Raw genomic sequence first — 11866 nt, 5'->3', positions numbered from 1 at the left:
TTGCCAACCGGCAGGCCAGGCCCACTTCATGCAAAAGGATTGTGTCAGGTGAAGAGTTATACCCGCCTCGCCATCGCCAGCGCGCTGCTGGTATCGCTGGCCGGCTGCGGCAAGATCGAAGCCCTGTTCAAGGATGACAACCAGGGTGCACCGGTGGCCGTACCAGCCAAGGCCGACGGCAGCGTGCAGATGCTGCTGCCCGACTTTACCCAGCTGGTGGAGCGTGAAGGCCCGGCCGTGGTGAACATCCAGGCCGTGCGCAGCGAAAGCAGCAGCCAGGCCACCCCCAGCAGCGACCTGCCGATCCCGGTACCGGAGGACGACCCGTTCTACGAGTTCTTCCGCCGCTACATGCCCAATCCCAATCAGCAGCAGGAACCGCCGCCTTCCGAAAGCGTATCGTTCGGCTCCGGCTTCATCCTGTCGGCCGATGGCTACATCCTGACCAATGCCCACGTAGTGGCCGGTGGCAACCAGATCAAGGTGATGCTCACCGACAAGCGCGAGCTGCGCGCCAAGCTGGTGGGCCTGGACAAACGTACCGACGTGGCGGTACTGAAGGTGGATGCGGCCAACCTGCCCATCGTCCGCATCGGTGCCCCGGACGGACTGAAGGTGGGCGAATGGGTGGCCGCCATCGGCGCGCCGTTCGGCTTTGACAACACCGTCACCGCCGGCATCGTCTCGGCCAAGGGCCGCAGCCTGCCGGACGAAAGCTATGTGCCGTTCATCCAGACCGACGTGGCGATCAACCCCGGCAACTCCGGTGGCCCGCTGTTCAACCTGCGCGGCGAAGTCGTCGGCATCAACTCGCAGATCTACAGCCGCTCTGGTGGCTTCATGGGCATTTCCTTCGCCATTCCGATCGATATCGCCATGAAGGTGGCCGAACAGCTGAAGAGCAGCGGCAAGGTAAGCCGTGGCCAGCTGGGCGTACATATCCAGGAAGTTACCCAGGAACTGGCGCAATCCTTCGGCCTGGACCGCCCGCGCGGCGCGCTGGTGGTGCGCGTGGAGCCGAATGGCCCGGCCAGTCGTGCCGGCATCCAGATCGGCGACATCATCCTGCGCCTGAACGGCCAGATCGTGGACAGTTCGCGCGACCTGCCGCGCATGGTGGGCGACCAGCCACCGGGTACCCGCATCAAGCTGGGCGTATGGCGCAAGGGCAATGAGCAGAACGTGGAAGCCACCCTGGCCGAACTGGCCGGCGAGCAGGCCGCCCAGCCCGCGGAACCCGCGCCTTCCACACCGCAAAGCTACCAGTTCGGCAAGCTGGGGCTGACGCTGGCCGAGTTGAGCGCCGACGACAAGCAGACGCTGGGGCTGCGCGGCGGCCTGGTAGTGCAGAAGGCACAGGGCGTGGCTGCCCAGGCCGGGCTGATGAACGGTGACGTGATCATCGGCCTCAACCAGACCGAGATCACCAACATCAAGTCATTCGAGCGCGCACTCGCCAGCGCCAACGGCAATGTCGCACTGCTGGTGCGGCGCCAGGACAGCACGCTGTTCGTGCCATTGCGCCTGAACTGAGATACCGGCCGCCCGCATGGGCGGCTTTTTTTTGCCGATCACGCTCGCAGGGTGGGCAAAGCAGCGCTCCCCACGCCACGGCAAGCATCCCTTTCCCCATCAACACCTACGCCACAGCAAGGAGAAACCATGAGCTTCCTCACCACCGATCTGTACGACGCCAACGAAGGCAAGGTAGCCGTGCTGCTGCCGATGCTGCAAAGCTACGGCGCGCGAGCACGCTTTTCCGGCCAGATCGTTACCCTGAAACTGTTCGAGGACAACACCCTGGTGCGCGAAGTGCTGGCGGAGCCGGGCAAGGGCAAGGTGCTGGTGGTGGATGGTGGCGGCTCGCTGCGCTGCGCGCTGCTGGGCGACCAGATTGCCGAGCTGGCGGTGAAGAACCAGTGGGAGGGCGTGGTGATCCACGGGTGCATCCGTGATTCGGTGGCCATCAATGCGCTGCCGCTGGGCGTGCGTGCGCTGGCCACCAACCCGAAGAAGTCGGTGAAGCGCAATGAAGGCACGCGCGAGCTGACAGTGAACTTTGGCGGCGTGGATTTCGTGCCTGGCCAGTGGCTGTATGCCGACGAAGACGGTGTGCTGGTTTCCGCCACGGCCCTGCTGTAAACCTGCGTTGGTCGCAGCTTTCGGCTGCGGCCAACCTATCAGGCGCTATGGTCGTACTGGCGATGGCGCCGATGGCGCGGCAGCAGTGGCAGCATGCGCATCCAGCCCAGCATGTCCTGGGTCCAGCTATGGTCCTCCGGCTCCAGCTGCTCCGGGTCGTTGAGCGTGGCGGCGGTAAGGTCGATTTCGTCCGGTGAGGCCTCATGCCGGTAGCTCAGCGTAGTACCGCAGCGCGGGCAGAAACCACGTTGCACGCCCATGGAAGACTGGTAATGGCGAACCTCACCATGCCACTCCAGTTCCAGCGCCCGCACGGTAAACCAGGTAACGAATGCTGCACCGCTGGCCAGCCGGCAGGAAGCACAATGACAGTGGGTGACATGGTAGGCCTGGCCGCGCACCCGATAGCGCACGCTACCGCACAGACATCTTCCTTGCATGGCGCTTTCTCCCTGTCAAATCAGCCGGTTAGAAAACTATAGCCGGATGCTGCGCAATTGCCAGCTTGCAAGCCAAACAAGCGTCAGTTTGCCTGTCATAAGTTGAATATAAAGAAAAAGCCCGGCATTTTCAGCCGGGCTTTAATGATATTTGAGTGCCGAACGTTTACGCCGGCTGTACCGGGGTAGCACCCTTCAGCTCGGTAATCACGTTGTTGTCGTCCACGAACACCAGCTTGGGCGAGTGGTTCGCCAGCTCGCTGTCCTCGTAGGCGGCGAACGAGGCGATGATCAGCAGGTCGCCCGGCGCGGCGCGGCGGGCGGCGGAGCCGTTCACCGAGATCACGCCGGAGCCGCGCTCGGCGCGGATGGCGTAGGTGGCAAAGCGCTCGCCATTGGTCACGTTCCAGATCTGCACCTCTTCGTATTCCTTGATATCGGCGGCTTCCAGCAGGTTCTCGTCGATGGCGCAGGAGCCGATGTAGTGCAGTTCGGCATGGGTGGTGGTGACACGGTGGAGCTTGGATTTCAGCATGGAACGCTGCATGGCGGTTTTCCTTCTACGCGCCTCAGCGCGTGACTTCGATATTGTCGATCAGGCGGGTCTTGCCCAGCCGCGCGGCAGCCAGCACCACCAGGCGCGGCTCGCCGGCATGGGCGACTTCCAGGGTATCGGCCTGGCGGATTTCCACGTAGTCCACCCGCCAGCCGTGGGCGGCCAGGTCGTCGCAGGCGGTTTTCTCCAGCGCCGCGTAGTTGCTGTCGCCAGCGCACAGCGCATCGCGGATCGCCGCCAGGTTGCGGTACAGGCGCGGCGCCTCGGCACGCTCTTCGGCGCTGAGGTAGCCATTGCGCGAGGATAGTGCCAGGCCGTCATCGGCACGGCCGGTATCCACCGGTACGATCTCGATCGGCATGTTCAGATCGTCCACCATGGCGCGGATCACGTGCAGCTGCTGGAAGTCCTTCTTGCCAAAGCAGGCCACGTCCGGCTGCACGATGTTGAACAGCTTGCTCACCACCGTGGCCACGCCGCGGAAATGACCGGGGCGGAAAGCGCCGCACAGCTCGTTCTGGATATGCGGCGGCTCTACGTTGAAATCCTGCTTGATGCGCGGGTACAGCTCGCGCTCGTCCGGGAAGAACAGCACGTCCACCCCGGCGGCTTCCAGCTTGGCGCTATCGTCGGCAAAAGTGCGCGGATAGGCGTCGAAATCCTCGCCCTGGCCGAACTGCAGCCGGTTGACGAAGATGCTCACCACTACCTTGTCGGCGCGCTGATGCGCTTCCGTTACCAGCGCCAGGTGGCCGGCATGCAGGTTGCCCATGGTGGGCACGAAAGCGACGCGGCCAGCGCTGCGGCGCCAGGCGCGGAGTTCGGCAATACTGCGAATGACTTGCATGCGGACCTCAGAAACAGTGTTCGGGTGCCGGGAAGGAACCATCCTTCACCGCGGCGACGTAGCCAGTTACCGCACCCTGGATGCTGTGCGCCTGGGCCATGAAATTCTTCACGAAACGGGCTTTCTTGCCCGGGTACACGCCCAGCACGTCGTAGATCACCAGCACCTGGCCGGATACGTCCGGGCCGGCGCCGATGCCAATGGTGGGTACGCCGCATTCGCGGTTGATGCGTGCGGCCAACGCTGCCGGCACGCACTCCATCAGCACCAGGCTGGCGCCAGCTTCGGCCAGCGCGCGGGCATCGGCCAGCAGGCGCTCGGCATCGCTTTCGCTCTTGCCCTGCACCTTGTAGCCGCCAAAGGTATTCACGAACTGCGGGGTAAGGCCGATGTGGGCGCACACCGGCACGCCGCGCTGCACCAGGAAGCGCACGGTTTCCGCCATGAAGGCGCCGCCTTCGATCTTCACCATGTGGGCGCCGGCCTGCATCAGGCGGGCGGCATTGGCAAAGCCCTGGGCCGGGCTTTCCTGGTAGCTGCCGAACGGCATGTCGGCCAGCACCATGGCGCGCTTGGCTCCGCGGGCCACACAGCGGGTGTGGTATTCCATTTCCGGCATGGAAACCGGCAGGGTGGAGTCCTCGCCCTGCATCACCATGCCCAGCGAATCGCCGACCAGCAGGATATCCGCGCCGGCTTCATCCAGCAGGGTGGCGAAGCTGGCGTCGTAGCAGGTCAGCATGGCGATCTTCTGACCTTCCGCTGCCATCTGCTGCAGCGTATTGACGGTGACTTTCATATTTTTAGTGTGTCCTCGTTGCTTCCAGTGGCGAAACGCCGCTTGTGGCCGCGGTCGCGCACCGGGTTCAGAGCCCCTTGTTGAAGTAACTGCGCTGACCACGCATTTCCGTGATGCAGCGCAACAATAGCTCGAAATCTTCATTACCTTCAACCAGATCGAGGTTGTCGGTGTTCACGATCAGCAGCGGCGCCGCCTCGTAATTGTGGAAGAAGGCACTGTAGGCCTCGTGCATGCGCTGCACATAGCCTTCCGGCATCGGCGGCAGCTCGCTGGCGGCGGCGCGCGCGGCCAGCCTGCCAGCCACGGTATCGGCCGAGGCCTGCAGGTAGATCACCAGGTCCGGCACCGGGTATTCCGGCAGGAAACGCTGCACGATGCGGCGGTAGATGGCCAGTTCATCGGCATCCAGCGTCTTGCTGGCGAACAGCTCGTCCTTGTCGAACAGGAAGTCGGACACCAGCGGCGCGGCCAGCAGGTCGCCGTGCAGCATGCCGTGCGCGGCATCGGCACGCTGCATCAGGAACGACAGCTGGGTGGCCAGCGCGTGATACGGCGGGTGGCGGTAAAAACGCTCCAGGAACGGGTTCTGCTCCGGCGCCTCGGCCAGCAGCCGTACCGACCAGTAATCCGCCAGCCGGCGGGCCAGCTGCGATTTGCCGGCGCCGATCGGGCCTTCCACCACCACGTAACGCAGTTGCGTCATGCCTTGTTCTCCCGAAGTCAGCTCACGCCAGGCGGGTCACACCGCCAGCGTCGAGGTTGGCCGCAAGCTCGGCGGCAGTCCCCAGTGTGCCGATGCGCCATTCCGGCGCCATTTCGGCCAGCGGCAGCATCACGAAGGCACGCTCATGCATGCGCGGATGCGGCAGGGTAAGAAAATCGTCCTGCTGGCTCACGCCTTCCACCAGCAGCAGATCCAGGTCCAGCACACGCGGCGCGTTGCGGAAGGTGCGCACGCGGCCGAAATCCTGTTCCACGCGCAGCAAGGCGGCCAGCAGCTCGGCCGGCGGCAGCGCGCTTTCCACTTCGCACACCGCATTGATGAAATCCGGCTGCTCGGCATAGCCTACCGGCGCGGTGCGGTAGCAGGACGAACGACGCGTGAGGCGCACGCCCGGCAGTGCAGCAATGGCGGCCAGTGCCGCCTCCACCTGGGCCACCGGATTATCCAGGTTGCTGCCCAGTGCGATCACCGCACGCTTCACGCCTCGCCGCCCTCGGTAGTGCGCGCTGGGCCGCGACGGCGGCGACGGCGCTTCTTGCGCTGCGCATCGCCACCCTCGCCCAGCTCCTTGGCGGCAGCCGCGGCCTCGGCGATCAGTTCCTGGCGCGTGTTGTGGTCGGCATCCTGGAACTCGGACCACCACTGCACCATGTCGTGCGGCACCTCGCCCACTTCGGCGCGCAAGCTGTAGAAGTCGAAGGCAGCGCGGAAGCGCGGCTGCTCGAGGAAGCGGAACGGCCGTGCGCCGCCACGGCTTTCGAAGCGCGGCTGCAGCGACCAGATCTCGCGCATGGTGGCGGAGAAGCGGCGCGGAATGGCGAAATCGTTGTCCTGCAACGATTCCACCTCGCTCATCGCCAGCATCAGCGCCGGCAGCGACTTGTCGCCACGCGCGATATTGGCCTGCCAGCGGTTGTTCACCTGCGCCCACAGCAATGCGGCCAACATGAAGCCCACCGATACCGGCTTGTCGGCGCGCACGCGCTCGTCGGTATTGGCCAGCGCCAGTTTGAGGAAAGCCTCGCCGCCCTTTTCGTCCAGCACCGCATCCAACAGCGGGAAGATGCCGCGCGACAGGCCTTCATCGCGCAGCTTCTGCAGACAGGCGTAGGCCTGGCCGGAGTGCAGCAGCTTGAGCAGCTCGTCGAACAGCCGCGCCGGCGGCTCGTTCTTCAGCAAGCCGGCATGCGAGGCAATCGGCTTGCGGGTATGTTCGTCGATCTCGAAACCCAGCTTGGCGGCCAGGCGCACCGCACGCAGCATGCGCACCGGGTCTTCCTGGTAACGGCGTGCCGGCTGGCCGATCATCACCAGCTTCCTGGCGTGCAGGTCCTTCACGCCATGGTGGTAGTCGATGATGGTTTCATCGGTGGGGTTGTAGAACAGCGCATTGACGGTGAAATCGCGGCGCTGTGCATCCTCGGCCTGGCTACCGTAGGTGTTGTCCGCCATGATGCGGCCGCTGTCGCTGGTCTTGCCGATCTCGCCGCCACGGAAGGTGGTCACCTCGATGGTTTCCGGCCCCATCATCACGTGCACGATGCGGAAGCGGCGGCCGATGATGCGCGAGCGGCGGAACAGGTGGTGCACCTCTTCCGGCGTGGCGCTGGTGGCGATGTCGAAATCCTTGGGCGTGACGCCCAGCAGCAAGTCGCGCACTGCGCCACCCACCACATAGGCAGCATGACCGGCCTCCTGCAGCCGCGATACCACCCGCAACGCGGCATTGCTGACGCCGTCGCGGCGCACGCCATGCTGTGCCAGCGACATCACGCGAGGTTTGGTTTTGTTGGCGGCGCGGTTGCCGGACAAGTCGAATACGCGACTGAACAATTTGCGGATCATGGGAGTGTTATCTGGAAGTGAGCTGCGCGGCGCATGCCGGCGTGGGCTTGAGCGCGGGATTATAGCCCGATACCACCGCTTGCCTCCAGCCTGATGCCGACACAATGCTTGACATTCGCCCACCGCCTGCTCTAACTTGGTGGCCTGCGCCGATTTTTGCTGCTTGCGGGGCGCCTGACAAATACCAGCTAAGAGCACACGCCTAACCCGCTGCTGCCCTTATCTGGTCACAGCGGGTTTTTGCATTGCAGCAGCCAAAAACGGACATGGGTTCACGCGCCGAGTTAATCGACAACTTGCAGGGCGCCATCGAAATTCTGCTAAAGCGTCGCTCGGCTTCCACCGGGCGCGCACCATGCCACGGAGACTGCCATGTACGACTGCCAGGAAGACCGCTACACCGACTTCAACACCGCCCCGCAAGCCAGCACTCCGGCACTGCGCGGCACGCTCACCGCCCGCGCGCTGGCCAGCGCCGCCAGGCCGCAACTCACCGAGCTGGCCGCCTATGCCACCGAGCGCAATCTGGACATTTCCCTGCAGCAAGGCACTTTGCACATCGACGACCTGACGCTGACCGAGGCGCTGAACATCAACGCCCGCTTCGGCAAGGAACTGATCATCAGCTGCCACCTGCGCTGCGACCCGCCTGCACGCTTCGACTGAGCAATACGGCAGCACCAAAGCGACAGTCACGTACAGCCTGCGGCCAACCCCGCCATGCCAGTGGCAACAGGCGCTTATAATGAGCGTCCTTTGCCCACCGGGACACTGCCCATGCTGTTTGAACTGAACCGCACCCCATGGCGGGTGCTGCGCCATGAAGCCGTGCTGCTGATCCAGCTGGCGCTGCCGATGATGGTGGCGCAGATGGCGCAGGTGGGCACCGGTTTTGTCGATACCGTGATGGCCGGCCGCGTCGGCACTGCCGATCTGGCGGCGGTGTCGCTGGGCGCCAGCGTGTTCGTCACCATGTACGTGACGCTGATCGGCGTGGCCGCGGCGCTCAACCCCATCCTGGCGCAACAGCACGGCCGCGGCGATACCACCCAGCTTGGCGACACCGCGCGCCAGGGGCTGTGGTTCGGCCTGCTGCTGGGCATCTTCGGCGCACTGCTGATGCTGGCGGTGCAACCGCTGCTGCGACTGTGGCTGGACCTGCCTGCCGAGGTGGAGGACAAGGCGATGCTGTTCATCGATGGCGCCGCCATGGGCATGCCGGCAGCCATCCTGCACCGTGCGCTGGCAGCGTTTGCCAGCAGCCTCGGCCATACCCGCCCTCTGATGGTGGTAAGCATCTGCGGCCTGCTGCTGAACATCCCGCTCAACTACGCGCTGATCCACGGCCTGTACGGCCTGCCGGCATTGGGCGGCGCCGGCTGCGGCTGGGCCACCGGTGCCGTGTTCGTGTTCAATGCCACGGCGCTGTACCTGTATATCAAGCATCATCGCGTGTTCCAGCCCTACGGCCTGTGCCGCGGGCTGGTGGCTCCAGAGTGGCAGCGCTTTCCGGCCTTCCTCAAGCTGGGGCTGCCCATCGGGCTGTCGTTCTTTGTGGAAGTGAGCCTGTTTTCCTTCATCGCGCTGCTGATCGCCAAGCTGGGCACCACCGTGGTGGCCACCCACCAGACGGTGATCAACTTCTCTACCGTGATCTACATGATTCCGCAAAGCATCGGCACTGCCGCCACCATCCGCGTCGGCCAGAACGTGGGGGCTGGCGACTATCGCCTGGCACGGCTGGCCTGCGGCGTCAGCCTGGCGCTGGGACTGGCCATGGCCACGCTGACCATGCTGCTGGCGCTATTTGGCCGCTACGACATCATGCAGCTGTACAGTACCGACCCGGCTGTGATCATGCTGGGCGGCTCGCTGATGCTGTTCGCCGCCATTTACCAGCTGACCGATGCCATGCAGACCATCGCCTCCAGCGCGCTGCGCGGTTACAAGATCACCTCCATCCCCATGCTGATCCATATCGTATCGTTCTGGGGCTTCGGCCTGCTGCTGGGGGCCTGGCTGGGGCTGGGCTCGCCACAGATGGGGGTGCATGGCTTCTGGGCTGCACTGGTGATCAGCCTGAGCACGGCCGCCCTGCTGCTGGTAAGCTATCTGGCGCACGTCAGCCGGCAACGGCTGCATCGTCAAACTGCTTGAAGGCCTAAATGAATCCCGTACTACATCACCACTACCCGCTGCGCGCACTGAACACCTTCGGCATGAACGTGCATGCGGCCAACTTCTGCGTGCTGGACGATCCGGCACAACTGCCGGCCATTCTGGCCAGCGACGCCTACCGCCAGGGCCCGGTGCTGTGGCTGGGCGGCGGCAGCAACCTGCTGTTCACCCGAGACTACCCCGGGCTGGTGATCAAGGTGGCCCTCAAGGGCATCCGCCTGCTGACCGACGACGGCGACAGCGTGCTGGTGGAGGCCGCCGCCGGCGAGAACTGGCACGATTTCGTGCAATACACCCTGGCCCAGGGCTGGAGCGGGCTGGAAAACCTCAGCCTGATTCCCGGCACCGTGGGCGCCAGCCCGATCCAGAACATCGGTGCCTACGGCGTGGAAGTGAAGGACCAGCTACATGAAGTGGTATGCGCCGACCTGCGCCACGACGGGCGCGAGCTGGTGCTGGACAATGCCGCTTGCCGCTTTGCCTACCGCGACAGCATTTTCAAGCAGGAACTGGCCGGTCAGGTACTGGTAACCGCGGTGCGTTTCCGCCTGCAGCGCAGCTTCAGCCCGCGCATCGGCTATGGCGACCTGCACCAGCAGCTGGCCGCCATGGGCGCGGGTGAGGAACCCAGCGCGCAGCAGGTCAGCGCGGCGGTAATCGCCATCCGTCAGAGCAAGCTGCCGAACCCGGCCGAGCTCGGCAATGCCGGCAGCTTCTTCAAGAACCCGGTAGTCAGCCAGACCGAGGCCGACGCGCTGCTGGCACGCTTCCCTACCCTGCCGCACTACCCGCAGGCCGATGGCAGCGTGAAGCTGGCCGCCGGCTGGCTGATCGACCAGGCGGGGCTGAAAGGCTACCGCGATGGCGACGCCGGCGTGCACGCGCGCCAGGCGCTGGTACTGGTGAATCACGGCCAGGCCAGCGGCAGCCAGATGTGGGCGCTGGCACAGAAGGTGCAACACAGCGTGCGCGAACGCTATGGCGTACTGCTGGAGCCGGAACCTATCGTGCTCTGATGCCGAGCTAGCGAGAAAAGGGCACCTCGAAAAACCCGGATTTCTAAGCGAGACAAGGCGTGAGCGGAAAATTTTGCCGCAGCATATGTTTGATATGTAAGGAGAAATTTTTCGCGAGCAACGCAGTATCGCGACAAAAGCTGGTATTTTTCGAGGTGCCCAAAACACATGCGGCCAACCCTCGGGTTGGCCGCATGTGTTTTGGCAACGTTTACAGCAGGTGCGCCGCCAGCATGAACAGATACACCACGCTGCCGAAACCCAGCATCCACAGCAGCGAGCGCAGCGCCGCCTTGTCGGCGATATAGCAGAAACCATGCCCCAGCCGTGCCAGCACAAAAATCAGCGCCGCGGCATCGATACGCTCCGCCGGCACCCGCTGCAGAGTGGCAATGATCACCCCGGCGGCAAACGGTGTCAGCGCCTCCCAGGCATTCAGCTGCGCCCACTGCGCGCGCTGGCGCCAACCGGACAGCTTGTCGAGATAGGCACGCGGCGCGTGGTTGTCATAGCCACCACCGGACTTGGCCACCGCCGCCCACAGCAATGGCAGCACTGCCGCAAACAGCACCGCCCAGAACGCAAACTGCATGGTCCGTCTCCCCGTATTGTCAGCCGCTACTGCTTATCCAGATAGCGCGCATCATCAAAAGTTGCCACCCAGTGCGGCCGGTACACCACCAGGATCGCCAGCACCAGGCCACTGGTGAATGCCTCCGACCAGGCCAGCAGAAAATAGTATGGCAAGGCGTTTTCCAGCACATGCTCCAGCGGATAGGCTCCGGCCAGCACCAGTGCCGTCAGGCCGCACGCCGCCGCCAGCAACAGACTCGCCGCCCCGCAAAGGAACGCATTCACGAACACGTACACGAACACGTTGGCCGCAAAACGCCGCTGGGCAAGGCGCAACAGCAGGCTGGTCAGCAGCACCGGCGGCAGCAGGCTGAGCAGAAAATTCAGCCCCAGCGCCAGCCACTCAAGCTGTCCGCCAGCGGCCAGCCCCAGCAGCACCGCTGCCAGTGCCAGCAGCGCCAGCGCCGGCCCCATCAGCAAGGTAAACACCGTGCCGCCCAGCAGATGGAAACTCAGCCCCGGCTCCAGCCCGGCACGCCCCAGCCAGAAACCCAGCAGTACCACGCAGGCACCCAGCCAGGCATTGGCGGCTTGCCCGTCCAGCTGGCGCCACGCCACCCGGCTGGCAGCAAACAGCAGCAACAGCACGCTCAGCCCGTTGGCGCTCCACAGCACCCATGCCGGAAACTGACTGGCCACAAAGTTCATGGTTCCCTTTCGTCTTGCCAGCGGCAGTTTTTTTA

Annotated in this window: 14 protein-coding genes; 5 read left to right on the top strand and 9 right to left on the bottom strand. The window is 64.4% G+C overall.

From position 1 onward, the window contains the following. The first annotated feature begins 48 nt into the window (after positions 1 to 48). On the top strand, positions 49 to 1533 hold the full coding sequence (locus tag ACFOKJ_RS05810) for a DegQ family serine endoprotease (protein WP_390277409.1): 1485 nt from the start codon (positions 49 to 51) through the stop codon (positions 1531 to 1533). Positions 1534 to 1662: 129 nt separating this feature from the next. Further along, complete coding sequence (rraA, locus tag ACFOKJ_RS05805; RefSeq protein WP_390277407.1) at positions 1663 to 2142, top strand: ribonuclease E activity regulator RraA; 480 nt, start codon at positions 1663 to 1665, stop codon at positions 2140 to 2142. A gap of 38 nt (positions 2143 to 2180) precedes the next feature. On the opposite strand, the gene ACFOKJ_RS05800 is transcribed toward rraA, so the two are convergent. The 7 genes from ACFOKJ_RS05800 to pcnB all read right to left on the bottom strand — a co-directional run bounded on the left by ACFOKJ_RS05800 (position 2181) and on the right by pcnB (position 7356). Beyond that, entirely contained in the window at positions 2181 to 2582 is a 402-nt protein-coding gene (locus ACFOKJ_RS05800) for a GFA family protein (RefSeq protein WP_390277405.1), read from the bottom strand. Between the two features lie 166 nt (positions 2583 to 2748). After that, complete coding sequence (gene panD, locus ACFOKJ_RS05795; protein ID WP_390277403.1) at positions 2749 to 3129, bottom strand: aspartate 1-decarboxylase; 381 nt, start codon at positions 3127 to 3129, stop codon at positions 2749 to 2751. 22 nt (positions 3130 to 3151) lie between these two features. Next, positions 3152 to 3985 (bottom strand): pantoate--beta-alanine ligase, encoded by an 834-nt coding sequence (panC, locus tag ACFOKJ_RS05790; RefSeq protein ID WP_390277401.1) that lies wholly within the window; start codon positions 3983 to 3985, stop codon positions 3152 to 3154. 7 nt (positions 3986 to 3992) lie between these two features. After that, complete coding sequence (panB, locus tag ACFOKJ_RS05785) at positions 3993 to 4784, bottom strand: 3-methyl-2-oxobutanoate hydroxymethyltransferase (protein ID WP_390277399.1); 792 nt, start codon at positions 4782 to 4784, stop codon at positions 3993 to 3995. 67 nt (positions 4785 to 4851) lie between these two features. After that, positions 4852 to 5490, bottom strand: coding sequence for a deoxynucleoside kinase (locus ACFOKJ_RS05780; protein WP_390277397.1), 639 nt, complete (start codon positions 5488 to 5490; stop codon positions 4852 to 4854). A 22-nt stretch (positions 5491 to 5512) separates the two neighbouring features. Beyond that, positions 5513 to 5992 (bottom strand): 2-amino-4-hydroxy-6-hydroxymethyldihydropteridine diphosphokinase, encoded by a 480-nt coding sequence (folK, locus tag ACFOKJ_RS05775; protein ID WP_390277395.1) that lies wholly within the window; start codon positions 5990 to 5992, stop codon positions 5513 to 5515. After that, positions 5989 to 7356, bottom strand: coding sequence for a polynucleotide adenylyltransferase PcnB (gene pcnB, locus ACFOKJ_RS05770; protein ID WP_390277393.1), 1368 nt, complete (start codon positions 7354 to 7356; stop codon positions 5989 to 5991). The genes folK and pcnB overlap by 4 nt, the downstream gene beginning before the upstream one ends. A gap of 372 nt (positions 7357 to 7728) precedes the next feature. On the opposite strand from pcnB, the gene ACFOKJ_RS05765 reads away from it, so the two are divergent. The 3 genes from ACFOKJ_RS05765 (at position 7729) to murB (ending at position 10550) form a co-directional block, all read left to right on the top strand. Beyond that, positions 7729 to 8022, top strand: a complete 294-nt coding sequence (locus ACFOKJ_RS05765) for a hypothetical protein (RefSeq protein ID WP_390277391.1) — start codon at positions 7729 to 7731, stop codon at positions 8020 to 8022. 111 nt (positions 8023 to 8133) lie between these two features. Beyond that, a complete protein-coding gene (locus ACFOKJ_RS05760) occupies positions 8134 to 9513 on the top strand; it encodes an MATE family efflux transporter (RefSeq protein ID WP_390277389.1) in 1380 nt (459 codons plus the stop codon). Positions 9514 to 9521: 8 nt separating this feature from the next. Then, positions 9522 to 10550 carry a UDP-N-acetylmuramate dehydrogenase gene (murB, locus tag ACFOKJ_RS05755; RefSeq protein ID WP_390277387.1) on the top strand — a complete coding sequence of 343 codons (1029 nt, stop codon included), beginning with the start codon at positions 9522 to 9524 and terminating at the stop codon, positions 10548 to 10550. Between the two features lie 211 nt (positions 10551 to 10761). Here the strand turns inward: murB and ACFOKJ_RS05750 are convergent, their stop codons facing one another. Further along, positions 10762 to 11142 carry an MAPEG family protein gene (locus ACFOKJ_RS05750; protein WP_390277385.1) on the bottom strand — a complete coding sequence of 127 codons (381 nt, stop codon included), beginning with the start codon at positions 11140 to 11142 and terminating at the stop codon, positions 10762 to 10764. 26 nt (positions 11143 to 11168) lie between these two features. Beyond that, entirely contained in the window at positions 11169 to 11831 is a 663-nt protein-coding gene (locus tag ACFOKJ_RS05745) for an energy-coupling factor ABC transporter permease (RefSeq protein ID WP_390277383.1), read from the bottom strand. Between the last annotated feature and the right edge of the window lie 35 nt (positions 11832 to 11866).

It is taken from the genome of Vogesella amnigena (assembly GCF_042648905.1).
Lineage (GTDB): Bacteria > Pseudomonadota > Gammaproteobacteria > Burkholderiales > Chromobacteriaceae > Vogesella > Vogesella amnigena.
This window is presented reverse-complemented; position numbering and strand designations above follow the sequence as displayed.